Origin of the sequence: uncultured Aquimarina sp. (assembly GCF_947495315.1) — a bacterium.
Classification (GTDB): domain Bacteria; phylum Bacteroidota; class Bacteroidia; order Flavobacteriales; family Flavobacteriaceae; genus Aquimarina.
Genome location: NZ_CANLYD010000019.1, coordinates 105,175 through 131,079, shown reverse-complemented (window position 1 = coordinate 131,079; position 25,905 = coordinate 105,175). Strand labels below are relative to the sequence as shown.

Annotated in this window: 26 protein-coding genes and 1 tRNA gene; 17 read left to right on the top strand and 10 right to left on the bottom strand. The window is 34.5% G+C overall.

Features of this window, described 5'->3' with window-relative positions:
* Positions 1-63: 63 nt before the first annotated feature.
* Positions 64-137 (bottom strand) — tRNA-Met (locus tag Q0910_RS25165).
* 156 nt (positions 138-293) lie between these two features.
* Between Q0910_RS25165 and Q0910_RS25160 the strand changes: the two genes are divergently transcribed.
* Together Q0910_RS25160 and Q0910_RS25155 are read left to right on the top strand one after the other, a co-directional pair.
* Positions 294-686 carry an START-like domain-containing protein gene (locus Q0910_RS25160; protein ID WP_299222823.1) on the top strand — a complete coding sequence of 131 codons (393 nt, stop codon included), beginning with the start codon at positions 294-296 and terminating at the stop codon, positions 684-686.
* Positions 687-750: 64 nt separating this feature from the next.
* Positions 751-1,599, top strand: a complete 849-nt coding sequence (locus tag Q0910_RS25155; protein WP_299222821.1) for an aminotransferase class IV — start codon at positions 751-753, stop codon at positions 1,597-1,599.
* On the opposite strand, the gene Q0910_RS25150 is transcribed toward Q0910_RS25155, so the two are convergent.
* The 5 genes from Q0910_RS25150 to Q0910_RS25130 form a co-directional block, all read right to left on the bottom strand.
* Positions 1,596-2,156: a YqgE/AlgH family protein gene (locus Q0910_RS25150; protein WP_118455222.1), complete on the bottom strand. Its 561-nt coding sequence runs from the start codon at positions 2,154-2,156 to the stop codon at positions 1,596-1,598. The two genes, Q0910_RS25155 and Q0910_RS25150, sit on opposite strands and share 4 nt — an antisense overlap.
* A gap of 131 nt (positions 2,157-2,287) precedes the next feature.
* Positions 2,288-2,560, bottom strand: a complete 273-nt coding sequence (locus tag Q0910_RS25145; protein WP_027391128.1) for an HU family DNA-binding protein — start codon at positions 2,558-2,560, stop codon at positions 2,288-2,290.
* Between the two features lie 186 nt (positions 2,561-2,746).
* Complete coding sequence (fmt, locus tag Q0910_RS25140; RefSeq protein WP_299222819.1) at positions 2,747-3,694, bottom strand: methionyl-tRNA formyltransferase; 948 nt, start codon at positions 3,692-3,694, stop codon at positions 2,747-2,749.
* A 6-nt stretch (positions 3,695-3,700) separates the two neighbouring features.
* The gene (locus Q0910_RS25135) at positions 3,701-5,596 is read right to left on the bottom strand and encodes an ATP-dependent DNA helicase RecQ (RefSeq protein ID WP_299222817.1); all 1,896 of its coding nucleotides are present in this window, start codon (positions 5,594-5,596) and stop codon (positions 3,701-3,703) included.
* 13 nt (positions 5,597-5,609) lie between these two features.
* Positions 5,610-6,164, bottom strand: coding sequence for an ATP-binding protein (locus Q0910_RS25130; protein WP_299222815.1), 555 nt, complete (start codon positions 6,162-6,164; stop codon positions 5,610-5,612).
* A gap of 182 nt (positions 6,165-6,346) precedes the next feature.
* On the opposite strand from Q0910_RS25130, the gene Q0910_RS25125 reads away from it, so the two are divergent.
* The 7 genes from Q0910_RS25125 (at position 6,347) to murA (ending at position 13,188) form a co-directional block, all read left to right on the top strand.
* Positions 6,347-6,808, top strand: a complete 462-nt coding sequence (locus Q0910_RS25125) for a (2Fe-2S)-binding protein (RefSeq protein ID WP_299222813.1) — start codon at positions 6,347-6,349, stop codon at positions 6,806-6,808.
* A 20-nt stretch (positions 6,809-6,828) separates the two neighbouring features.
* Positions 6,829-8,991: a molybdopterin cofactor-binding domain-containing protein gene (locus tag Q0910_RS25120; protein ID WP_299222811.1), complete on the top strand. Its 2,163-nt coding sequence runs from the start codon at positions 6,829-6,831 to the stop codon at positions 8,989-8,991.
* Positions 8,992-8,994: 3 nt separating this feature from the next.
* The gene (locus tag Q0910_RS25115) at positions 8,995-10,065 is read left to right on the top strand and encodes an XdhC/CoxI family protein (RefSeq protein WP_299222809.1); all 1,071 of its coding nucleotides are present in this window, start codon (positions 8,995-8,997) and stop codon (positions 10,063-10,065) included.
* Complete coding sequence (locus Q0910_RS25110; RefSeq protein WP_366142703.1) at positions 10,058-10,660, top strand: nucleotidyltransferase family protein; 603 nt, start codon at positions 10,058-10,060, stop codon at positions 10,658-10,660. Before Q0910_RS25115 ends, Q0910_RS25110 begins: the two co-directional genes overlap by 8 nt.
* Before the next feature lie 59 nt (positions 10,661-10,719).
* Positions 10,720-11,013, top strand: coding sequence for a DUF493 family protein (locus Q0910_RS25105; protein WP_299222807.1), 294 nt, complete (start codon positions 10,720-10,722; stop codon positions 11,011-11,013).
* A 169-nt stretch (positions 11,014-11,182) separates the two neighbouring features.
* Positions 11,183-11,839, top strand: a complete 657-nt coding sequence (locus Q0910_RS25100; protein ID WP_299222832.1) for a DUF4290 domain-containing protein — start codon at positions 11,183-11,185, stop codon at positions 11,837-11,839.
* 32 nt (positions 11,840-11,871) lie between these two features.
* The gene (gene murA, locus Q0910_RS25095) at positions 11,872-13,188 is read left to right on the top strand and encodes a UDP-N-acetylglucosamine 1-carboxyvinyltransferase (RefSeq protein WP_299222805.1); all 1,317 of its coding nucleotides are present in this window, start codon (positions 11,872-11,874) and stop codon (positions 13,186-13,188) included.
* Positions 13,189-13,479: 291 nt separating this feature from the next.
* On the opposite strand, the gene Q0910_RS25090 is transcribed toward murA, so the two are convergent.
* The 3 genes from Q0910_RS25090 to Q0910_RS25080 form a co-directional block, all read right to left on the bottom strand.
* The gene (locus Q0910_RS25090) at positions 13,480-14,790 is read right to left on the bottom strand and encodes a DEAD/DEAH box helicase (RefSeq protein WP_299222803.1); all 1,311 of its coding nucleotides are present in this window, start codon (positions 14,788-14,790) and stop codon (positions 13,480-13,482) included.
* A 171-nt stretch (positions 14,791-14,961) separates the two neighbouring features.
* Positions 14,962-15,438 carry a hypothetical protein gene (locus Q0910_RS25085; protein WP_299222801.1) on the bottom strand — a complete coding sequence of 159 codons (477 nt, stop codon included), beginning with the start codon at positions 15,436-15,438 and terminating at the stop codon, positions 14,962-14,964.
* A gap of 2 nt (positions 15,439-15,440) precedes the next feature.
* Positions 15,441-15,692: a hypothetical protein gene (locus Q0910_RS25080; protein ID WP_299222799.1), complete on the bottom strand. Its 252-nt coding sequence runs from the start codon at positions 15,690-15,692 to the stop codon at positions 15,441-15,443.
* Between the two features lie 183 nt (positions 15,693-15,875).
* Between Q0910_RS25080 and Q0910_RS25075 the strand changes: the two genes are divergently transcribed.
* Positions 15,876-16,319 (top strand): hypothetical protein, encoded by a 444-nt coding sequence (locus tag Q0910_RS25075; protein WP_299222797.1) that lies wholly within the window; start codon positions 15,876-15,878, stop codon positions 16,317-16,319.
* 80 nt (positions 16,320-16,399) lie between these two features.
* Here the strand turns inward: Q0910_RS25075 and Q0910_RS25070 are convergent, their stop codons facing one another.
* Positions 16,400-17,593, bottom strand: a complete 1,194-nt coding sequence (locus Q0910_RS25070) for an MFS transporter (protein ID WP_299222795.1) — start codon at positions 17,591-17,593, stop codon at positions 16,400-16,402.
* 677 nt (positions 17,594-18,270) lie between these two features.
* Between Q0910_RS25070 and Q0910_RS25065 the strand changes: the two genes are divergently transcribed.
* From Q0910_RS25065 to Q0910_RS25035, 7 genes are all read left to right on the top strand, one after another.
* Complete coding sequence (locus Q0910_RS25065) at positions 18,271-19,002, top strand: Crp/Fnr family transcriptional regulator (protein ID WP_299222792.1); 732 nt, start codon at positions 18,271-18,273, stop codon at positions 19,000-19,002.
* A gap of 533 nt (positions 19,003-19,535) precedes the next feature.
* Positions 19,536-21,350: an acyl-CoA dehydrogenase gene (locus Q0910_RS25060; protein ID WP_299222789.1), complete on the top strand. Its 1,815-nt coding sequence runs from the start codon at positions 19,536-19,538 to the stop codon at positions 21,348-21,350.
* A gap of 112 nt (positions 21,351-21,462) precedes the next feature.
* Complete coding sequence (locus tag Q0910_RS25055) at positions 21,463-22,239, top strand: glucose 1-dehydrogenase (RefSeq protein ID WP_299222786.1); 777 nt, start codon at positions 21,463-21,465, stop codon at positions 22,237-22,239.
* Positions 22,240-22,418: 179 nt separating this feature from the next.
* Positions 22,419-23,633 carry an acyl-CoA dehydrogenase family protein gene (locus Q0910_RS25050; RefSeq protein ID WP_299222784.1) on the top strand — a complete coding sequence of 405 codons (1,215 nt, stop codon included), beginning with the start codon at positions 22,419-22,421 and terminating at the stop codon, positions 23,631-23,633.
* Positions 23,634-23,768: 135 nt separating this feature from the next.
* Positions 23,769-24,821, top strand: a complete 1,053-nt coding sequence (locus Q0910_RS25045; RefSeq protein ID WP_299222781.1) for a phosphotransferase family protein — start codon at positions 23,769-23,771, stop codon at positions 24,819-24,821.
* Positions 24,822-24,833: 12 nt separating this feature from the next.
* Positions 24,834-25,469, top strand: coding sequence for a transglutaminase-like domain-containing protein (locus Q0910_RS25040; protein WP_299222778.1), 636 nt, complete (start codon positions 24,834-24,836; stop codon positions 25,467-25,469).
* 10 nt (positions 25,470-25,479) lie between these two features.
* Positions 25,480-25,866 (top strand): hypothetical protein, encoded by a 387-nt coding sequence (locus Q0910_RS25035; RefSeq protein WP_299222775.1) that lies wholly within the window; start codon positions 25,480-25,482, stop codon positions 25,864-25,866.
* Positions 25,867-25,905 lie beyond the last annotated feature (39 nt).

Below are 25,905 nucleotides of genomic sequence, written 5' to 3'. Positions count from 1 at the left end.
AACTACAAATTCCTTCATAAAAACTAAAAAAGCCCTTAAAATAAGGGCTTTAACGAATTAGTGTAGCGAGAGGGGGGCACGATCCCCCGACCTCTGGGTTATGAATCCAACGCTCTAACCAGCTGAGCTACCTCGCCAAATAGATGCTACATCATTTTAATTCGGGTGCAAATATAAAAACAAAAAGTATTGTAGCAAACAATAAAGTGGAATTAATTTTTTTCAAATACTCTTTTCAAATACTTTTAAAGTCAATAATTAATCTATATATTGGCTTACTAACAATTTGCAATATGTCTGAAAAAATAAAATACGAACTTGAATTTGTAATACAATCCTCTCCACAGCTACTATATCAGTATATTTCAACACCTTCAGGGCTTTCTGAGTGGTTTTCTGATAATGTAAATTCGCGAGGAGAAATGTTTACATTCATTTGGGATGATAGTGAAGAGGAAGCAAAACTTCTAAGTAAAAAAAGTGGAGAAAGAATTAAGTTCAGATGGATGGCTGATGATGAAGATGGTAATGACTATTTTTTTGAATTGCGTATACAGGTTGATGAGATTACCAAAGATGTTTCTCTAATGGTTACAGATTTCTCTGACGACGATGAAATTGAAGAAGGTAAAATGCTATGGGATAATATGATAAGCAATTTAAAACATGTTTTAGGATCTACATGATTCCTTTATTTTTATAATGTATATTTGCCCCGCCCAATGACAATTGGTAATAAGGGGCTTTTTTATGATTAATATTAACGGAAATTTATTAACTGATAATGAAGCTACATTATCAATTACTAATAGAGGATATGCATACGGAGATGCATTATTTGAAACGATACGAGTAAATTCTGGAACTATTCTTTTTTGGGAAGATCATTATTTTAGATTAATGGCTTCTATGAGAATTTTAAGGATGGAAATTCCTATGAATTTTACACCAGAGTTTTTGCAACAAGAAATTCTAGAACTTATTGAGAAAAATGGCTTGACAAATTCTTCTGTTAGGGTTAAAATTATGGTAAACCGTAAAGAAGGCGGTTTGTATACTCCGACTGTTAATAGTATTGATTATAGTATTTCAGTAAAGCCATTAACTACTAAGTTTTACACGCTTTCTAATGATTTATATGAAGTAACTTTATTTAAGGATCATTATGTAGCTACGGATCTTCTTTCTACATTGAAGTCTAACAATAAGTTAGTGAATATATTAGGAGGAATTTTTGCAAAAGAAAATGGATTTGAAAACTGTTTGTTACTGAATGCTAATAAAATGGTAATCGAAGCATTGAATGGTAATTTATTTTTGATTAAAGGAAACAAAATAAAGACACCGCCTGTGTCTGATGGTTGTTTAAAAGGAGTTTTAAGGACTCAATTATTGAGAATTCTTGAGAAATTACCTGAATATGAAATAGAAGAAGCTTCTATTTCACCATTCGAGCTGCAGAAAGCAGATGAATTATTCATAACGAATGTAATAACCGGAATACAACCTATTACTAAATTTAGGAAAAAAGAATACGAATCTGAGGTGACGCGAAGATTGTTAGGAATATTGAATGCAAGGATTCGAATAGGAGATTAGTTATAACTAGGATCTTCTGGAGCATTGGACCATAATAGGTAGTCTCCGCCTAATTCTATCATTTTTTCTTTCCAAAATGTATTATAGGACTTGCCAATAATGTTTTTTTCGTAGGTGTTTTTTACGATCACCCATGAATTAGCCTCTAACTCTTGGAGTAATTGTTCTGCGTCCCATCCAGAATACCCTAGAAAAAACCGAATTTCATTTGGAGTAATTTTGTTTTGGGCAATTAATTCTGATACAACAGAAAAATCTCCACCCCAATAAATTCCAGAAGAGATTTCTACACTATTTGGTATTAAATCAGGAATTTTATGAATAAAATATAAGTTATCTTGTTCTACAGGTCCACCATTGTAGATTTTAAATTCAGCTTCTACTTCTGGAACCAAATCTGATAACACATAATCTAGTGGTTTGTTCATAATAAAACCGATAGATCCTTGATCACTATGATCCGCAAGAAGAACAACCGAACGGTTAAAGGAAACATCACCTATAATAGATGGCTCTGCAATTAGAAGATGTCCTTTTCCAGGTTGAAGTGATATCATGGATGGTGTAGTTTATACTAAAACTAAATAATTATTTCTAATAATCAAAGCGGTTGCCTGATTTTTACGGGGAATCCATAAAAAAAGCTCCCTAAAAAGAGAGCTTTCTATAATATCAAAAACTAATTACATTAGTTAACTGAACTAGATAAATCCGCACCAGCTTTGAACTTTACAACGTTTTTAGCAGCGATCTTGATAGTTTTACCTGTTTGAGGGTTTCTACCTTCTCTTGCAGCTCTTTTAGAAACTGACCAAGAACCAAATCCTACTAAAGAAACACGGTCACCTTTTTTAAGAGAACCTTCAACATTTCCTAAGAAAGATTCTAAAGCTTTCTTTGCTGCTGCTTTTGTAATTCCAGCGTCAGCTGCCATTGCATCGATTAATTCTGTTTTGTTCATAATTCTGTTTTTAAATTAATTGTTGGTTAAACCAAATTTTTGTTAAACGCTCTACAAATTTATACGGATTTATGATTCATGCAAGGATTAGCCCAGTAAATACGGGGTTTTGTTGATAACTCAAGGCGATTGTTAATAAACAAGTACGATTTCTACGAATTTTCTTACTCTACTGATAGCAAGGGCTCAGCCCATTTTTGCGTCTTTATAAAAGGTATATCCATTAAGTAGTGCTTTGGCATCCATGGCTTTTTTCCCCGGAAGTTGGATTTTATTGAGAATAACATATCCATTTTTGACAGCTACCTTGATTGTAGAATCTTCTACTATAACCTTTCCAATATCAAAGTTATGATCCTGATTCTCCATTTCAGCATTATATACTTTTACAGAAACCTCTTCTCCTTTATTATATAGAGAACACCAGGAAGCTGGATACGGGCTTAAACCTCTTATAAGGTTATAAATAGAATGTATATCATCATTCCAGTTGATTTTGGTGTTATCACGATTCAGTTTATAGGCGGTTTTTAGTTTCCCTTCTTTAGGTTGCTCTTTAGTGGTTACCGTTTCATTTTCTATTGCTTTAATGGTTTCAATAACCAATAAAGCTCCTTCGATCATTAATTTATCATGAAGAATACCCGCCGTGTCGTTATCTTGTATTTCAATTTCCTTTTGGAGAATAATATGACCTGTGTCAATTTTTTCATCAATAAAGAACGTAGTGATACCTGTTTTTTGTTCTCCATTAATAATAGCCCAGTTAATTGGTGCAGCACCTCTGTAATCCGGAAGTAATGATGCGTGTAAGTTAAAGGTTCCATATTCAGGCATATCCCAAACTACTTTGGGTAACATTCTGAAGGCAACAACTATATTGAGATTAGCTTGTAATTCTTTTAGTTCTTCAATGAAAGCTTCATCCTTTAAGTTTGTAGGCTGCAGTATAGGTAGGTTTTTGGATACTGCATATTCTTTAACCGCGGATGCTCTCAACTTTCTACCTCTTCCTGCTGGTCTATCCGGAGCAGTAATAACACCTACTACGTTATAATTGTTTTCTATAATTGTTTTTAGGGTTTCTACGGCAAAATCCGGAGTGCCCATAAATAGGATTCGTAAGTCTCTCATTATATGTTATACTAGTTGATAGTTGTTGTATGGATCAATTTTTATGATGTTGTGCTCATTTAACTCTCTTAATACTTCCAGAGCAGTTTCTTCGGGGCATCTTAATTGAGTTAAAATGTCTCTGGAGGATAATTGCTTTTCTTGTAAAAGATTTATGATATTATTTCTAATCTCTTTAGGATCTGTAGTAGTAGTTTTTTTATTAGAACGGCATACACTACATATCCCACAGTCTTTTGAATCTTTTTCTCCAAAATAAGCAAGTAGCTGCCTACTTCTGCATATTGATTCGTTTTGTACAAAACCAATCATGGTTTTTACTTTATTTGTTTTGGAACTTCGTAGTTCTTTAATATAAGGTTTTACTCTGTTAATAGTGTGATCATCTTCTCTAGGTACTAAAAAAACAATATCGGCATCGGTCAACTTATGATGAAATTCAAGTAATTCTGCATCTTGTAATTTTTTTAAAACCTCGATAACATTTGCTTCCGTGGTATTCACTTTAGAAGCGATAAGGGATAGGTTAACTTTTACTTCTTCGTCAAAAACACCACCATAGGTTCGTAATATAGCTTTAGTAATTAATTCTAAATGTGGATTTTGCTCTAAATATTTCAGAAGATGATTTCCTGCAGATGTAATGTGAATGGTACTTTTTTTTGTAAATCGTTGTGTAAAGTTAATAACACTGCAGCGATCTAAAAATTGTAAGGCATTATACGTCATTAATGTATTTAGATTGTATGCCTTGCAAAAGCTATTAAAATTGAAACCATGTACGGATTGTTCTCCTTCTCCGTAGGATATTCTGAAATAATTGGACAGTTTACGATATACTAACTTTACGAAATCTACATCCGGAAGTACTTTGATAAACTGATTTTGTACTCTTAGGATGTCATTTTCGTTTTTAAGAAGAAATGCGTAAGATGTTTCTCCATTACGTCCTGCTCGTCCTGCTTCCTGAAAGTAACTTTCTATACTCTCAGGAATATTATAGTGGATAATAGTTTTTACGTTTGCTTTGTCGATACCCATTCCAAAAGCATTAGTAGCTACCATAACCCTAACTTCTTCTGTTAACCATTGCTGAAAGCGTTTGTTTTTTTCTTTCGCGTCTACACCACCATGATAGTATGTAGCAGCATAACCGCTAGCATTTAAAAATTCGCTGATTTCTATGGCTGATTTTCGGTTACGGACATAAATAATTGAGCTTCCTTGGTATCGCTTCAGAATTCGGATAAGTTTATCATTTTTATCCAAAGTGTGATAGACCATGTATCCCAAATTGCTTCTAAAGAAAGATTGTCTGAATATTTTTGGTTGAAATAAATCCAGTTCTTTGATGATATCATCTACGACTTCTGGAGTTGCAGAAGCTGTCAGAGCAATAATAGGAACAGCCGGTTTGATCTCTCTTAGAATTTTAATTTTCTTATAAGAAGGTCTAAAATCATTACCCCATTGCGAAATACAGTGCGCTTCATCTACAGCAATAAGGTTAATAGTCATTCTTTTTAGTCGTTCTTTTACCAGATCTTGTTGAAGGCGCTCTGGTGATAAGTATAAGAATTTATAATTACCATAGATGCAATTATCCAGTAAAGTGTCTAATTCCGAGTATTTGATTCCGCTGGTCAATGCAATGGCTTTAATACCTTTTTGTTGCAGATGCTGTACCTGATCCTGCATCAAAGCAATCAGTGGTGATATTACAATACAGATTCCCGGTTTAAGTAGTGCAGGTATCTGAAAACATATAGATTTCCCGCCACCAGTAGGAAGTAGGGTAAAGGTGTCATTGTTTTCAATAACAGCATTGATAATTTCTTCCTGTAGCGGTCTGAAAGTATCATAATTCCAATTTTCCTGTAATAGCTGGATTGGGGTAGTCATCAATACTATACTCTTATTTTACGTGTTGTAATATAAAGGTACTACGTTCTTTTACATTTCCAAAAGGAACTTCAATACAATTGTATCCAAATTTTGTGTATGTTTCTAATAAATGATGATGAATTTGTTGTGCTTCTTCAAAACTTTCATAGCGTTCAGCATCAGATATATAAATTTCTTTCCAAGGAGGTAATAGGAAAACCTGATCATAAACATAGTCCCTGCACGCCTTTATAAATGGAGCATCGTAAGATTGTTTAAAAAGATCCATGTATGCTAGGACGTCTGGTATTCCTCTATCGTAAAAAGCAATATCCATGTCGTTAGTAATAGGATCTTTGTATTGATTAATCCTGCCATTCATTAATTGTATATTGAAATCATAAGGATCAGAAACCGAAGCTATAGGATTAGAAACAATATGTATAGCGTTATTATTTTTCGCTTCTTGAGTAATACTTCGGATAAATTCAGGAAAACAAAAGAAACCATCTTCTTCAAGTGCTTTAATGATTGATGTTTTTCCTGTAGAAGGACCTCCTGTGATAACTATTTTGTGATTTGCCAAAGAAATAATTTTTGTGGCGAATTTCGGAATTATAAAATGATTTTGAAAATACTTTGATAAGTATACCATAAAGCTCTGTTAAAGTTGAATTTGTCAATCCGTATTTTTAGTAACTTCAGTAACGAAATAGTGATTATTCTCTTATTTAGACTAATTAAATACAAATCCTAAAATTAAAACTCATGCCTGTTTATAATCTAAAAGTAAATGGTCAATCGCTTTCTGTAGAAGCGGATGAAGACGCGCCTCTTTTATGGGTGTTACGAGATCATTTTGATCTTGTCGGAACTAAATTCGGTTGCGGTATTGGACAATGTGGTGCCTGCACTATTCACGCAGATGGAATTGCGACCAGGAGTTGTTTGCTGAAAGTTTCTGTCGCTACAGAAACGGAAATTAAAACAATTGAAGGTCTATCCAAAGACGTTTCTCATCCTGTACAACAAGCCTGGAAAGAGATCGATGTCCCCCAATGTGGATATTGCCAAGCCGGTCAGATCATGACTGCGGCAGCTTTTCTAGAACAAAACTCTAATCCTAGTAGAGAAGAGATTAGAGATGCTATGAGTGGTAATATCTGTAGATGTGCTTCTTATAATAGAATAGAAAAGGCGGTACAACAAGCAGCAAGTAAAATAAGCTAACCAATTTAAATCTCACGAAAATGAAACGCATAACAACTCCTTCTGTAAGTAGAAGGTCATTTATAAGAACATCGGCTTTAGCTGGTGGAGGAATTTTGATTGGTTTTAACCTGTTTCAGGCTTGTAAGCCCGAAGTTGCTCCTCCTACAGATATTGTAGATATTGCTGATCTGAATTTTAACGATTTTAATGCTTTTATTAAAATTGCGGATAATGGAATGGTAACTATTTTTTCACCCAATCCAGAAATTGGACAAGGTGTAAAAACCTCTATGCCAATGCTTATTGCAGAAGAACTAGATGTTGCCTGGAAAAATGTACATGTTGCTCAAGGAGCATTAGATACCAAAAATTTTACCCGACAAGTGGCTGGAGGAAGCCAATCCCTAAGACATGGTTGGGAACCATTAAGACAAACCGGAGCCACAGCAAGACAGATGTTAGTTAATGCTGCAGCGGTAAAATGGGGTGTTGATCCTTCAACCTGTAGTACAGAGAACGGAGTTATCAAAAATAGTAATGGTGATACGCTAGGATACGGCGAAGTAGTAAAAGAAGCAGCTTCTCTGGAGATACCAGAAAATGTAAAGCTTAAAGACCCAAAAGATTTTAATATTATTGGAAAAGATATCCATAATGTAGATGTTGATAAAATCATAACAGGTAAGTCTTTATTTGGCTTGGATTATAAGGAAGAAGGTATGGCCTATGTATCTGTAGTTAGACCACCAGCTTTTGGAAAAAAGTTGCACGATTTTGATGCTACAGAAGCCAAAGAAGTTACAGGTGTGATAGATGTATTCAAGTTTGGTGATAAAATCGCAGTATTAGCAGAAAATACCTGGGCAGCTATGAAAGGTAAAAAAGCTGTGAAAGCGAAGTGGATGAATGATTCTAAACTAGAGAATACTAAAGATCATGATAAGGTGTTAACAGATCTTTTAAACGGCAAAGAGTTTAATACGATGCGAGCTGATGGTGATGTCAAAAAGGCATTTGCAACAGCGGATAAAGTGCTAGAAAGAGTATATGAATCTCCTTTTCTTCCACACAACTGTATGGAACCTATGAATTTCTTTGCCCATGTTACAGAGGAGAAAGTTAGATTAGTGGGGCCGATACAAACACCAGCAGGAACTGCCAGAAGAGTGGCTGAACTACTAGAAAGAAAACCAGAAGAAGTTTCGGTAGAAATGACAAGAATGGGAGGCGGTTTTGGAAGAAGGCTATATGGTGATTTCGCATTAGAAGCTGCAGAAATCTCTAATATTTCCAAAAAACCGGTGAAGGTTATATATTCCAGAGAAGATGATATGTCTGCCGGAATTTACAGACCTGCAATTAAATATAAAATAAGTGCCGCTATTAAAGATGGTAAGTTAACAGGGTATCACCTTAAAGAAGCTGCTGTTAATTCTAATATGTATGGACTGATTCCAAACTTTTTTCCGGCAGGAGCTGTAGAGAATTACCAGGTAGATGTAGCAAAATATGATAGTAATATTACTATTGGTGCATGGAGAGCACCTTACACTAATTTCCTGGCTTTTGCAGAACAAAGCTTTTTTGATGATCTGGCGGAGTTAATGGAAGTAGATAATATTCAGTTACGATTGGATTTGTTACAAAATGTGAAAGGTAATACAGATGAACGAATACAATATTCTCCAGAACGTTTAGAAAAGGTAATTAAAACAGCAATTGAAAAATCTGAATGGGGTAAGAAACCTGAAGGCGTATACCAGGGATTTAGCTCATATTATTGTCATAACACGCACGTTGCTGAAGTGGCAGATGTGGTGTTAGTGAATGATCAACCTGTGGTTAAAAAGGTAACTTGTGTAGTTGATTGTGGAATCGTAGTAAATCCGTTAGGAGCCAAAAACCAGATAGAAGGTGGTGTGATCGATGGAATTGGTCACGCTATGTATGGAGATTTCTCGTTCAAAGATGGAGAGCCTCAGGATACCAATTTTGATACCTACCGTTTGATACGAATGAATGAAACGCCTATTGTAGAAACGCATTTTATTGATAGTAATATCGCTCCTACAGGATTAGGAGAGCCTACATTACCGCCAGCAGGAGCTGCAGTAGCTAATGCTATTAAAGCAGCAAAAGGAGTGAGGTTGACAAAACAACCCTTTGTTAAGAATATGGAAAACAAAGCAGTGTTAGGATAATATATGACACACGAGTTTAAAGAAATAATAGCATCATATCAGAAAGCGAGTCAGAAGGGAATCCGAGCCGTCATTGCAACAGTAGTTGACATAGACGGCTCGTCGTACCGACGACCTGGAGTGGGAATGCTTATTTTAGAAAATGGACAAATGACCGGAGCGGTGAGTGGTGGTTGTGTAGAAAAAGAAGTATTACGACAATCACAATCGGTTTTTATCACAGGTAAAGCAAAGATGATGACCTATAATGGTCGATATCGTTTAGGCTGCGAAGGAATCTTATATATATTGATAGAACCTTTTTCTATAAGTAGTGATACCATTAGCATAGTACAGCAATATTTAGCTTCGCGGAAACCTTTTGAGATTAAGTCTTATTATAGCAAAGATGAAGAAAGTGATTGTTTAATGGGATCTACAGTTTCGTTTGAAGAGACTCACGAATTTAGATTCTCAGATAATTTTGAGGTGAGTGCTTTGAAACAAGATACTGCTTTAGACTGTTTTGATCGTGATATGCAACCTTGTTTTAGATTAGTTATTATTGGATCAGAACACGATGCTAAACAATTAAGTACTATTGCCAATGCAACCGGATGGGAAGTAGAAGTGGTGAATACTCCTAAAAGTCCAAAAATGTTGTCTGATTTTCCAGGAGCTAGTAAAGTATTGAATCAATCTCCAGAAAATTTAGTGATCGATAGGGTAGATAAGCAAACTGCAATTATCCTGATGACTCATAATTTTGCCAAAGACCTATTATATTTACAAGCGATAAAAGATACGCAACCGATTTATATTGGCCTATTAGGACCTTCCAGAAGAAGAGAAAAGTTGCTTTGCGCCATTATTGAGTATTCTCCGGATGTGACTGATGAGTTTATGGAATGTATCCATGGTCCTGCAGGACTTAATTTGGGAGCAGAAACGCCACAAGAAATCGCTATTTCGATCATTGCCGAAATTCTTTCAGTAGTTCGCGATCAGCAACCTATTCCATTACAAGATAAAGTAGGTGGAATTCATGGGAATGCCCAAAAGGAAACGGTAGATAGCATTGTAAACAATCGCTAAGAAAATTGCACATATTATTCTGGCAGCAGGATCTTCTAGTCGTTTAGGAAGTCCGAAACAGTTATTACCTTGGAAAAAGACTTCGTTAATTGCATATGAGGTTGAAAAGTCATTGCAACTGAAAAAGCTTACCACCTTTGTTGTTTTGGGAGCTAATTTTGAAATCATTCAAAAAGAAATTAAACATTTTCCTGTAGAAATCCTTTATAATAAAAACTGGAAATTAGGAATGGGTGCTTCTATTAGTTTTGGAATGCAACAAATTCTTAAGGACGAAGAAAACTTTGATGCAGTACTGATTACTTTGGCAGACCAACCATTAATTGATGAAGTCCATTTACATAGTTTGATTTCAAAATTTAATAAAAACCAAGATGCAATTATAGCAACATCAATGAAAGATAGAATTGGTGTTCCTGCTATATTCTCCAAGCGTTATTTTAAGGAACTGTTAGCGCTTAATGAAGATTATGGAGCAAGACAGATTATAAAAAAGTATGAGGACCATATAATCACTATTGATGGAAAGGATAAAACTGATGATATTGATACAAAAGAACAGTATAACGCATTATCTGAAAGGGTCAAACAGTAAGTAAAAGCATTCTGATATATGAATGAGAAGATGTATCTTTGTCAAAAATTTTGTGATACATGAGTGATGCTTCGAAATCTGAAGAATTTTATAAAAAATTAAAAGCGCAATTAGCAGATACAGCATTGTGGCCGACTGCTTATTTATATAAATTTATAGTCCCTACTGATTCTGATAAGGTGAGTCAAATAGAAGGTATATTTGATAACCTTGGTGCAGTAATTACTACCAAACAATCTAAAAATGGTAAATATACTAGTGTGTCTGTTAATGTGCGAATGAAAAATCCTGATCACGTTATTATCAAGTATAAAGAAGTCGCAGTGAAGGTAGAAGGAGTTATTTCTTTATAACTGAAATTTTTTATACACTTAAATAAGCATACTGATTTTATTTTAGTATTTTGCAAACCAATTAATGAGCAACTGAAAAGTCTACACTTTAGAAAGTCTATTTTACAACTTACCATTCCTTTTTAGAAAAGCTCATACTACTATACATTTTATGGACGTTAACAATCATATGGAGATTAATAATTTAGAATATAACACAGAGCGCGAAAAGCTTATTATACCAGAGTATGGTCGTCATTTGCAGAAAATGATTGATCAAGCTGTGGAAATAGAAGATAAAGAAGAAAGAAATAAAGTGGCAAAAGCAATTATTGCAGTTATGGGAAACCTACAACCTCATCTTAGGGATGTACCGGATTTTCAGCATAAATTGTGGGATCAACTATTTATTATTAGTGATTTTAAATTGGATGTAGAGGCTCCATATCCTATCCTTACGAAAGAAAAGCTGGAAGAAAGACCAGAGCCATTAGAATATCCTCAGAATTTCCCGAAATACCGTTACTATGGTAACAATATCAAGAGAATGATTGATGTAGCTATTAGTTGGGAAGACGGAGATCTAAAAACCGCATTGACATATACGATTGCGAATCATATGAAAAAATGTTATCTAAACTGGAATAAAGATACAGTGGATGATAAAGCTATTTTCAATCATCTTTTTGAGTTGAGCGATGGTAAAATTGATTTAAGAAATAGCGAGGAAGATCTTAGTTCACCTTCAGATTTAATGAGAGGTAAAAAGAAAAGCTATCGTTCCGGCAGTTCAGGGAAAAAGAATTATAGAAGCGGTGGAAGCAACCGCGGTAAAAAACGTTATTAACCAATACCAACACCCATAACCATTCAACTTTTATGAGTACTTTTCAGATAGAAGGCGGACATCAGCTCAAAGGAGAGATTACACCTCAAGGAGCTAAAAATGAAGCCTTGCAGATTCTTTGTGCTGTATTATTAACCCCAGAAAAAGTAACGATTTCTAATATCCCTGATATTAGAGATGTTAATAAATTGATTGAGATTCTTAGAAATCTTGGTGTCAAAATTCAAAAACTTGGAAAAGGCAAGTATACCTTCAAAAGTGATGAGCTGAATTTAGAGTATCTGGAAAGTGAGCAGTTTAAGCAAGAGGGTAGTGGACTTCGAGGATCCATAATGATTGTAGGACCATTATTGGGAAGATTTGGTAAAGGATATATTCCACGTCCTGGAGGAGACAAAATTGGACGTCGTAGATTAGATACACACTTCGAAGGGTTTATTAATCTGGGAGCAGAGTTTAGATACAATAAGGAAGAACGGTTTTACGGAGTAGAAGCGCCAGAAGGATTGACAGGGACTCATATGCTATTAGATGAAGCTTCTGTTACCGGTACTGCTAATATTGTCATGGCTGCAGCTTTAGCAAAAGGAAAAACCACGATCTATAATGCCGCTTGTGAACCATACTTACAACAGCTATGTAAGATGATTAATTCGATGGGTGGTAAAATAGAAGGCGTAGGTTCTAATCTATTGAGTATCGAAGGAGTCGAATCTTTAGGAGGATGTGAACACCGTGTGTTACCAGATATGATCGAAATTGGTTCATGGATTGGATTGGCAGCTATGACTAAAAGTGAAATTACCATCAAAAATGTAAGCTGGGAGAATTTAGGAATTATACCGAATACTTTTAGAAAACTAGGAATCACTTTAGAACGTGTAGGTGATGATATTTATATTCCTGCACATAAAGATGGATATCAGATCGAAAGTTATATCGATGGATCCTTTATGACAATTTCAGATGCACCTTGGCCAGGTTTTACGCCTGACTTGTTAAGTATTGTCTTAGTAGTGGCAACACAAGCAAAAGGAGAAGTGATGGTACATCAGAAGATGTTCGAGAGTCGTTTGTTCTTTGTAGATAAGTTAATTGATATGGGAGCAAAAATTATTTTGTGTGATCCGCATAGAGCGACCATAATTGGTCATGATTTTCAGTCTACGCTGAAAGCTACTACGATGGTATCTCCAGATATCAGAGCTGGAATCTCGTTATTGATTGCAGCATTAAGTGCAAAAGGAACGTCTACTATTCATAATATAGAACAGATTGATCGTGGATATGAAAACATTGATGAACGTCTAAGAGCAATCGGAGCAAAAATAATCCGAGTGGACGTTTAATAATAATTTTTATAAAAAATATTGATATAAAAAGAGGAACTGTTAGAAATAGTTCCTCTTTTTTGTTTTCTAAATGTTTAATTTAAAAAAGCCGTCAAATTGAGTGATTTTCGTAATGAAATAAAGAAAATTGTATCGAAATTAGGCTTTTATACGAAAATCACTTGTTTTCGATAGTTCTGCTGAGCCTGTCGAAGTACAATCCGCCTGGGCGGACACTCAAACTGACGTAATTTTCTTCTTTAAAATAGGATGTATTTGGTTTAAAAAGTACTAGTAAAAATTGTTAATCTATATCATCGAAACTCGTACTTTCTTTTTCTTTAGTCTTGTATTGGTAACTTGCTCAATCACCTTCTTTGCTTTAGAGGCTTTTACAGCTACAAAGGCACAATCAGGCTTGATTTCGATAATACCCAATTCATCCTTACCCAATTTCCCTTGTTTAAAGAATAATCCGGCAATATCACCTTTAGAAATTTTATCACGTCTTCCTCCGGAAATAAATAAAGTTTTCCAACCCGATGGTTTCGGAATAGGAGCATCTTCTAGTACCTCTTCATCTGGATCTGTTATAAATTCTGGAAGTTCCTCGTTTTTCCATTGTAAAATATAAGCAGTTCCATCCGCATTCATCCTTGCTGTTCTTCCGTTTCTATGGGTGAACTCTTGACTTTTTAATGGTAAATGATAATGAATAATATATTTGATTTCCGGAACATCAATTCCTCTTGCTGCCAGATCCGTTGCGATGATAATTTGGTGGGTTCCGTTTCTGAACTTGATCAAGGCTCGTTCTCTGTCTTTTTGCTCCATGCCACCATAAAAACAGCCATGACTGATCTTATGCTCTTTTAAAAAGTCACTCACTCGCTGGATTGATTCTTTATAATTACAAAAGATAATTCCTGGTTGATTGCCGATATGACTTAGTGCTTTTACTAATGTTGGTAACTTGTCTTTGGTATCAGAAATAATGGTTTTGATCTGTAATTGAGAAGAGTCTTCATCCAGATAATCGATTTTCACTGGGTTTTGTAACCCTACAAATTCAGGAATAGCTACTTCTTGTGTTGCTGAGGTTAGTACTCTTTTCTGGATATTAGGTAAAGCTTCTATAATCTCTGTCATTTCAGCTTCAAAACCTACTTCTAGTGATTTGTCAAACTCGTCCAGAACGATAGTGTTGATATGATCTACAGAAAAGCTGTCTCTTCGTAAACGATCTGCGACTCTACCAGGTGTTCCAATAAGAATTGCAGGACGATGTCTTAGATCTAGTTTATCCTGTGATCCTGATCGACCTCCATACACAGCATTCACTTTATAACCTGTACCCATATCTCTGGCTACTTGTTCTATCTGTATCGCTAATTCTCTGGATGGCACTAGCACCAAAGTCTGGATCTCTGTACAATCTGAATCTAATGCTGCAATGATGGGTAGTAAAAAGGCAACAGTTTTACCTGTTCCGGTAGGAGAGAGCAACACTACATTATCACTTGATGAAATCGCTAATTTTGCCTCTTCCTGCATAGGATTTAAGGTTGAGATTCCTAGTTTTTGTAATATATGCTGTTGATTTTTTAGAGTACTTGACATTCGGCAAAGGTACATTTAAAAGAGAAATATGTGATTGTTTTTTTATCCCTTTGGTAATTCTTCAAGGTAAACTTAGAGAGGTGATTAAATTCATCAATCTATTCGTCTAAAGTGAGCTTCATTGTTTTAATGTGGGTGATATAAAATATAGAGAAAGTGTATTTGTGATTTTTAAAAACACATATAAATAAAATCAACAACAATCATAATCTCTAAAATTAGAACAGGCCATTCCATTCTTTCTTTAAACTTGTAACCAAGGCCTAATATGATGATCAATAATATTGGCAATATCAAGCCAGTAAACATTCGTAATGAATATGTTTGTTTCTTCTTGGTAATAGGATTTTCATAAGAATTTACTTCAGTAAAAATAAAAGATACTTTCGTTTTCACGATGTCATCCTTTTTAATGTTATCCGCAAATTCTTTAGAAATATCAAATTCTCTATTTTCTGTAGATAACTTATAAGACTTATGAGAATTACCACCAGCATTATAGTACGTTTGTCTTTTTTTTGAAACTTTAGTTACCTTTTCATCATATGCTGTGCCAGGGAAACTAAAATCAAGAAGTATAATGATTGCAAATAGAATGCATATAATTGTGATAATTTTTTCTGTTTTATCGGCAAAAATAAGGCTCATAGTTATTGTTTTCTGGATGCAATTTCTTTTTTAATCAGCTTATGGTCTTTTGCACTGGATAAATAAACCACGAATAAAGAAATAGGTACTGCTATCATAGGAGTAACACCATTTTTAGATAAGTAGATCAGTGTACCCGTTAACAATAATAATATAACCAAGAACATTCGCAATACTATTTTTGATGAACGTTCTTTTTGTTCTAATTCTTCTGTGGAAAGTGCTTTTAGTTTTTCTGAATTATTACGAATCATGATTACTACTTGTTTTAGTATATGTAGCAAGAATGTTGAGTTTGTTACATGAGAAAATGTTTTCTGATTAAATTCAGTTCTAATTACATATATTTTTTAAACTCTCTTGTTGTAATAGATTAATCAGATTCTCTTAAGCACCTTAAATAGGTAACAAATAGCAATATACTTCGTCTTAGGTATATGAGATTATTTTTATGCTGTTTAATATTTCTAAATTGGGGACTTGCCCATTCTCAGATAACTAATTCTGAATTAATTGGAAAGTGGATTATTAAAGATGTTCAATACAGCGCTAAAATAATTTCGTGCGGACCTAATTCTGAATCCCCATCTGAAATTAAAATTAGACTAAAGCAAAATTATATCGGGGCTTCAATAGAATTTCTAAACACAAAAGAGTTAAAATATAGAGATAAAAACAATTATCTAGAATGTGAAAAGGGTTCAAAACCGTTTATTGGTTTATATGATTATAATTGGAGGGTCTTACATCAAAATAAAATTGAGTTTTTTGAATTATCTAGCAATGAAGACCCACTAAGATTGACTATTAACTATAACAGCGGAAAAATTCACATTTACCTTGATTTTATTGGAATATTATTCATAATGGAAAAAAAATAACTTACTAGAACACTTAGCTGTAGTTTTATTTATATATTCTAATTATCAAAACAGAAACCTACTATGCTTTTTCGTTTTAATCAATTTTCCTTTTTCATCATAGTATATATAACCAATCCAATACTAATCAGTATCATAAGAATCATTCCTAGCTTAAGTGAAAAAATTGAATTTTTGTATAAATAATCATTAAATAATCCGATAGCAAGAGAAAATAGCCTAGTAGGAATAAATGCTAGACTAATTATGATTGCTAAATATTTAGGGTTTGTATATCTTGTTAATATAGAATGAATTATTGGAGCAATATGAACTTCTGAAATACCTAAAAAAAGTAAGGAAATAAAATATAGTAAAAGATGCTGTTCTGTTGGTATTTCAGGAATTAAAAGGAGTAGCCCAAAAGAAATAGTTCCAAATATAAATCCAATAGTGACTTTAGTGGATTGTCTGTAATAGAAAAAGGTCCAAAGAAGAATTAGAATTATACTAATCACAATAATAAAGATAGAGTTCAATGATGACCATATACTTTTTAGGACTATGTTATCTGCTAGGATTGATTGTATTTCATAAGCTCTAATACTTGTCATTTCGTAAGTCGTCCAAAACAATCCAACAAGTAGAAAGGCTGCTAATATTTTGACAACCCTTTGATTTATACTTGGCATAGTTACTCGTTCTGATTCCAGAATATTGGAATCCTTTGAGAGCAATGGAAAAGCAATAGCAATTAACATAAGGATACCCGCTATTATAAACCCAATATTAAAACCATATGTTTCACCCATATATCCTATTATTACGACACCAATGGCAGCTCCCAGATTAACCATTAAATAAAATATTGTGAATGCTGAGTCTAAAAGCTTTGTTTTACCAAGGTACATTTTTCCAAAATGAGCAGTTATGTTAGGTGTAAATAGTCCTCCGCCAAGTAAAACCAATCCTAGACCAATATATAATCCAATTGAAGAAGGAATGCAAAAGACAAATGCACCTACTGCTTGAATAATTCCTCCAGCGATCATTGCTTTTTTATTACCAATCAATAGATCACCAATTAATGCTCCTGGTATTTGTGAAAAAACAAGATATAAAGTAAACATGCCATAAATACCCAAAGCTTCATCTCTGGGCATTTGTAAACTCTCTCCGATCATATAGAGAACCATTATTGCACGTAATCCATAATAAGAGGCTCTTTCTAATAACCTAGAAAACGCATAGATAAAAGTATATTTATTATGTTTTTGATGTAGAATTCTTTCCATTTAGCAGATCGGTTGTATGTTGTATTATACTAAGTAAGTGTCATTGATTGGTAAAATGTTACTATTCATAGACTAAATTGTTGCTTTTTTATTGTTGTTGTAAATATAGAGTCTTAGCTGGTTGTAGTTAGTTATCAACAATACAACTGTATATTAATGGGATTTTTCCCTCAAAGTTGTTGATAACCGTCAATATTCACAGGTTTTTGTTGATAAGACCGATGTTTTTAACAGTTTCATCTAAGTTATTAACAAATTCTGTAGGAAAATAACACTTATAAACAATTTTATAAACATTTTTTGTGTTTTTAATCGATTAAAATGAGTTTTATATATAATTATTAACAATAACTTGCTGATAATGTTGATTATATGTTAATAACTTCGTATATTTACTTCAGTTAAACCTTAAATCACACAGTTATGAATCATCTTTATTCTTCTATTGACCTTATTTTAAAGAATGTTTTAGATTTCTTAAGAGACCTTCCCGGCGCATCTAGTTATGCGATCCGTAAATAATAATAAATTGTTTAGTGTAGTTTATAAATAGTAGAAGAGGTTGTTTCCCATAAACAACCTCTTTTTGTTTTTATAAATCAGAACTGCAATTGTCAGTCTGAGCCTGTCGAAGACAAATAGAGCGATGTTTTAAATTGCACTTCGACAGGCTAAGTGTGACAGTAAAATTTCATAGTGAATCTATTAGTTATTCTGAATTTTACTACGTTTTATTTCACGAGTCGCTAGCATTTTCTTATAAATGGTGTGATTACTCTTTCCATACTTGCCCAATACCCAAATATTTTGTTCTTTCGCCATTACAGCCAGACACCTTGAAAGATTTAGAACAAAAAATACGCTCCTTTACTCCGGTTAGTGACTCTGATATGGAGTTTGGACTACAGTTTTATAAAAAGGAAACCTTTAAAAAAGGGGAGTTTCTGGTACAGCCTGGTCAGTATATTCAGGATTTTTATTTTATGAAGCAGGGATGCGTTACTTTTTATTCCATAGAAGAAGGAATTACCAGAGTTATGGAGTTTTACACAGATGGTTCTTTCTTTACAGATCTTTATCCTTATATAGAAGAAATCCCGTCAGAATCTTACTTAGAGGTTACAGAGGATACTGTAGTGTATACCATTACTAAATCAGACGCATTAAAAGTTTTTGATCATTCGCACGCTTTAGAGCGTTTTGGACGATTGTCTATGCAAAAAGCTTTTATCAATAATTTCCAGCGTATCAATCGGATGAAAAATTTATCCAACCAAGAACGTTATTTACAATTATTAGAAAAGCGACCATCACTTTTTCAGCGTGTTCCACAATACCTGATCGCTTCGTATCTGGGATTAACACCCGTAGGACTCTCTAAAATCCGCAAGCGATTAAGTAAGCAATAACTGCATTGATTTAATTACTGTTTCTAGTCTGTCACCTCGAGACATCCAATAAAAATTTTATCCATTGAAATTGACGTTCCAAAGCAGCGCTTTGTAAACCTTTTTTCACCAGTATAAGATTTGTTTTGCGTTAAAAAATCTTGAAGCCTTGGAAAGGTTTTAGTAAAACAAATCTGGTTTTATCTGCTTAGGCAGATAAAAATACCTTGAAAAAAGCGTCTTTTCTTTTGTTTCGTTTTCTTTGGACGAGCAAAGAAAATGAAAAAGGCTAAATCAAAGAAATAAAGTTAAAAACCAAAGCTAAGTTAAATTATTGAAAATCAATACATTGCAAAACATGTCAATGGTAGCTGAGTCGAGAGAGGTTATGTATACTTAAGGTTTTTTTAGAACCTATATTTGAGATGTTTTTTATATCTAAAACCAAAGAATATCTTAAAATTCATATTTATTAAACCAGTTTAATTAGAATCTACTAAATATTCACGAAATTTATTGTGTTGTCAATAATCAATTTCTTAAAACTTCACACAATGGCTAAAGAATATGTAGATGTAGATACGCTGAAATACCTTTTATATGATGTTCATCAATTAGAAGAGGTGTTACAGCAAGATCGTTTTGCAGATCACGATAAAGAATCCCTAAACTTATTTTTAAATTCGGTGAAAGAATTCTCAGATCGAGAATTATTCCCATATTTTAAAGAAATGGACGAAAAACCCGCTTATCACAAAGATGGAGGCGTGGTAGTTCATAAACAGGTAGAGGTAATGATGAAAAAAGGAGGTGAGATGGGACTCATTTCTGGTACTTTTGATTATGAGGCTGGAGGATTGCAATTGCCGATGATGATCTATACAGCATCCGCTTTTATTCAGGATGCGGCTAATAACCATTTGCCGGGATATGTAGGACTAACGCTCGGTGCTGCTGAACTAATTATCCATTTTGCAAATAAAGAATTAAACGACACCTATGTTCCAAATATGCTCTCGGGAAATTGGGGTGGAACTATGTGTTTAACGGAACCACAAGCCGGTAGTTCGTTATCAGATGTGGTAACCAAAGCAACACCTCAGGAAGATGGTTCTTATAAAATTTTAGGACAGAAAATTTTTATCTCTGGTGGTGATCATCAATATGCCGATAATTTTGTACACTTGGTTTTAGCTCGTATCGAAGGAGCACCGGCAGGAACCAAAGGGATCTCTTTATTTATTGTTCCTAAAAAACGTCCCGATGGAAATGGTGGTTTGGTAGCTAATGATGTAACGACAGTTGCTGATTTTCAAAAAATGGGACAGCGAGGATATTGTACTACGCATTTAGGTTTTGGAGATGCAGATGATTGTAAAGGTTGGTTAGTTGGAGAAGCACATCAAGGGCTGAAATATATGTTCTTAATGATGAATGGTGCTCGTATTGCTGTGGGACGAGGTGCTGCCGCGATTGCTACCGCTGCGTATCAAGCGTCATTACAATATGCAAAGGAACGTCCGCAAGGTAGAAAACTGGCCAGTACAGGTAAAAAAGATCCTGAGCAAGGACAAACATTGATCATTAATCATCCAGATGTGCGCAGAATGTTATTATTACAGAAAGTAATTGCAGAAGGCTCCTTAAGTCTGGTACTATTAGCCTCAAAATATTATGATCTGAAAGAAACATTAAAAGATGAAGCCGAAAAAGAGAAGTATAGCTTGTTATTGGAACTGATCATACCAATGGTAAAAACCTATCCATCAGATATGGGTGCCCATGCAGTTTCTAATGGATTGCAGGTACTGGGAGGTTATGGTTTCTGTTCGGATTTTATACTGCAACAATATCATAGAGATATTCGTATTTTCCCTATCTATGAAGGGACGACAGGTATACAATCTCAGGATTTATTAGGAAGAAAACTCCTAATGGAAAACGGAAAAGCGCTAGAATTACTAAATAACGAAATAATGCAAACGATCCGACAAGCATCAGAATATGATGATCTAAGAGGATACGCTAATTCATTAGGAGAAAAACTATTATTAACTCAAAAGGTAATAGGTTTCTTGGTTGGTTTTGCTAAAAATGGCGATTATGAACGTTTTCTGTCTGATGCAACACCGTTTATGGAATTCTTTAGTAATATAATGATGGCCTGGATCTGGTTAGATATGGCGGTAAACGCTAAAAATGCTATTATAACCGGAAAAAATACCTACTCTGAAGAGTTTTACGAAAGCAAGATTCACGCAATGAAATTCTATTTTAAATATGAATTACCTAAAACCAGTGGTCTGGCAGAGATTCTGATGGATGAAGAAGCATTAACAATTGCAGGAGAGAAAGAGGTTTTTAATTAGAAAAGAAAAAGAAAATAGACGTAAGAAAAGAGACTTCTTTTTTCTTTACTCTATTTTCTTTTTATATAAACAAACCATTTTATCATTAAAACATTAATTCATTAACTACCTAATGAACAGCATAAAACAATCATTTAATTTAGAAGGAAAAGTAGCCATAATAACGGGCTCAAGTAAAGGAATCGGAAAATCCATAGCACAAGGATTAGCAGAACATGGTGCAAAAGTAGTTATCAGTAGCCGAAATCAAGAAGCAGTAGATGAAGTGGCAGCCGAGTTTAAAGCAGCTGGATTAGAAGCTGTTGGTATTGCATGTCATATAGGGAAAGCTGATCAACGAGCACATCTTGTTAAAAAGACAATCGAGCATTATGGTGGAATTGATATTTTAGTAAATAATGCAGCAATTAATCCCATTTACGGCCCCATTGAAGATGCTGAGGAAGAAGTGTTTGATAAGATAATGGACGTTAATGTAAAAGCACCCTGGATGTTATCTAATCTAACCTTGTCTTCTATGAAAGAACGTGGAGGTGGGAGTATTATTAATATTGCCTCTGTAGAAGCTTTACATCCTGGAGCAGGATTAGGATTATATAGCACGAGCAAAGCGGCTTTATTAATGCTTACTAAAAACCAGGCGAAAGAATGGGGACAATACGGAATTCGTGCCAATGTATTATGTCCGGGATTGATCAAAACTAAATTTAGTGCGGCACTTTGGCAAAACGAAAAATTACTGAATAAAATAGAAAAGACACTACCAACAGCACGTATGGGAATGCCGGATGAAATGGCTGGCATGGTTTGTCTATTAGCTTCAGAAGCAGGAGCTTATATGACCGGAAGCGTGTACAATGCAGATGGAGGTTATATGATTGCAGGTTGATACATGTTTTTGGGCGTTCGAGCGGGCTATACATTGCAATTCCTCTCCGCCTGAGGCGGATGTGGGATTTCCATTACTATCCCTAACGCAAAAGAAGAATTAGATAAAAATAATTGCCTTTAACTTCAGTTTTTTTACTGTATTCATGTTGAAGGTCAGTGGCATTAAGATATTATAATATGAATTTTGAGTATTCAGAAAAAAATATAGAACTCCAACAAAGGCTTATCGCTTTTTTTGAAGAGCACATACTACCTGTAGAAGAAGAGGTAAATACCTTTCTCTACAATCCTGATAACCGATGGAAACCATGGCCAGGAATGGAGGACTTAAAGGCAAAAGCAAAAGCAGCTGGATTGTGGAACTTGTTTTTACCCAAAAGTTATGGAAATCTAAGTCCAGGGTTAACAAATCTAGAATATGCACCTTTAGCAGAAATTATGGGACGCATATTATGGTCTTCAGAAATATTTAATTGCAGTGCTCCCGATACTGGGAATATGGAGGTTTTGGCTAAGTATGGCTCTCCAGAGCATCAGAAACAATGGTTAGCCCCATTAATGAATGGAGAAATTCGTTCTGCTTTTTTAATGACAGAACCACAAGTGGCTTCTTCTGATGCTACTAATATTGAAACCTCTATTGTTAAGGATGGTGATGAGTATGTAATTAATGGCACAAAATGGTGGTCATCCGGTGGAATGAATCCAGATTGTAAGATTGCTATTGTGATGGGAAAAACAGATCCCGACGCTTCAAGACATCAACAGCAAAGTATGGTATTGGTGCCTATGGATACACCAGGATTAAAAATTATCAGACCTTTATCCGTATTCGGATTCTATGATTCTCCAGAAGGTCATGCTGAGATTGTTTTAGACAATGTAAGAGTGCCAAAAGAGAATTTGATATTAGGAGAAGGTAAAGGTTTCGAGATTGCACAAGGTAGATTAGGACCAGGACGTATTCATCATTGTATGCGTTTGATTGGAATGGCACAACGATCTTTAGAATTAATGTCCAAACGTGCAGCAGAACGCATTGCTTTTGGAAAAACGTTTAAAGATTACAGTAGTATTCGACAAGAGATAGCCCAATCACAATGCGAAATCGAACAAGCCAGATTACTAACACTTTCTGCAGCTGATAGAATGGATAAATTAGGCAATAAAGCATCCAAAGATTTAATCGCAATGATAAAGATAGTAGCGCCGAATATGGCATTAAAGGTAATCGATAGAGCTATGCAGATACACGGTGGAAAAGGAGTAGGCCCTGATACGCCATTGGCACACTTTTTTGTTGCTGCAAGGATGTTACGTCTAGCCGACGGACCAGATGAAGTACATATGTACCAGTTAGGGAAAAGTGTAATTAAAAAATACTCAGAATAAATAAAGATTTTAGTTTAAATGTTTAAAATAGTACTTGTAACTATTACACTGAGCTGTCACACTGAGCTGTCACACTGAGCTTGTCGAAGTGTTGTAGAAGTTTAATGCTAGGATATTCAAGATAAAAGATCAACAATGCAAAACGTACGCAAAGGCGAAGAACTAAACGAAAAAACTTTAAAGTCGTTCCTTCATAAGCAAGGACTGATAGATAATGACCAAAGCAGCTGGCATGTAGAACAATATACACATGGGTATTCTAATCTCACTTATTTATTGAAAATAGAAGATAAAGAATATGTATTGCGCCGTCCACCTTTTGGAGCCATTAAACGAGGTCACGATATGGGACGAGAATTCAAAGTGCAATCAGGTGTATATAAAGCATTTCCGAAAGTTCCTAAAATGTATGCTTTTACTGATGACGAAAGTATTCTAGGCTGTCCTTTTTATATCATGGAAAAGGTAGACGGTATTATTCTAAGTGCTCGAGAAGCTAAAAAAAGGAATGTTCCGGCTAGTGATTTTACAACCATTGCAGATTCCTGGTTGAATACGTTTGTAGAACTTCATAAGTTAGATTACAAAGCAGTGGGACTAGAAGATTTAGGGAGACCTGAAGGATATGTAGAAAGGCAAGTCTTAAATTGGGGAAAACAATACCTTAATGCAGCAACAGATGATGTTCCGGCTGCAGAGAAGGTAATGAAATGGATGGAAGAACATCAACCCAAAGACTATAGATATAGTTTGGTTCATAATGATTTTAAATATGACAATGTAGTTTTTAAAGATGATAGCTGGAAAGAAGTAATAGCAGTACTGGACTGGGAAATGGCAACATTGGGAGATCCTTTAATGGATTTGGGAACATCTCTCGGATATTGGACCATGAGCAGTGATCACGCATTCGTTCAACAAGGAATTCCATCACCAACAATAATGAAGGGAAATCCAAGCCGAAGCGAGATTGTAGAACTATATGCGCAGAAAAGTGGAAGAGATGTTGATCACCTTGTATTCTATTATGCATTCGGACTTTTTAAAATAGCTGTAATTGCTCAACAGATTTATTATCGATATGATAAAGGACTAACTACAGATCCTCGTTTTGCACAATTAAACAAAGCAGCAGAATTGCTTTGTAACTTAGCTTGGCAGGCTATTCAGACCAAGAAAATAGATTAAATTTAGAATATAATGGATTATTTAGAGGCAACATACTATTTTGATTATGAATCGGATGAGATCCAGAACATTATTAGAGAATTTAATACGGATACATTAACTCCTAAGGAAAAAGCTACACGGTTATATCTTAAAGTAAGAGATCACTGGTGGTATGATCCTTATCATATTAGTTTTTCTAAAGAAGGTTATAAAGCAAGTAGGACTGCAAAAAAGAATAGTGGTCATTGCCTGGATAAAGCAATTTTATTAATCGCTTGTTTAAGAGCTTTGGGAATACCGGCAAGAATTCACCTTGCTAAAGTAAAGAATCATATCGGAGTAGAAAGATTAATAGAAAAATTCGGAACCAATGAATTAACACCTCACGGAATGGTGAATGTCTATCTAGATGGAAAATGGTTAAAAGCATCTCCTGCTTTTAATAAGGCACTATGCGAAAAATGTAACGTGGCTCCTTTAGAATTTGATGGTGAACAAGATTCGATGTTTCAGGAATATGATAATAAAGGAGGAGTTTTTATGGAATACCTAGAGGATTATGGACATTTTGATGATGTGCCGTTTGATTTTATATTAAATAATATGAAGGAACATTATTCTGAAATCACCAAAATATACGAAGGACAAACCGAAATTAGATTATAAAACCACTTATATGCACAATACACATACAGGAATCACCAAAAAGCAGTTTCATGATTTTATGGAATTACCGGTTGATGGACCTTTTCAGATGATTAATCTGTTGAAATTTAAGGATAAAGTAGAAGAAACAGGAACGACGGGAGCAGAGGCTTATGCACAATATATGAATGCGATCCTTCCTTTTTTCCAGGACACCAGAGCCAAAGTGATATATCAAGGCAAACCTTTGTTTGGTCTAATTGGTCCGGAAGATACTATAGAATGGGATAAAGTACTTATTGTAGAATACGAGAGTAAGCAAGAATTTATAGGAATGATCACTAAAGAAGAGTATCCGGCAGATATGCGTAGTCGTGCTTTATCAGATTCCCGATTGATTTTGTGTACCTCAAAATAAATATGTAAAACAAGATATATTCGATTTTTTTTTGATCAG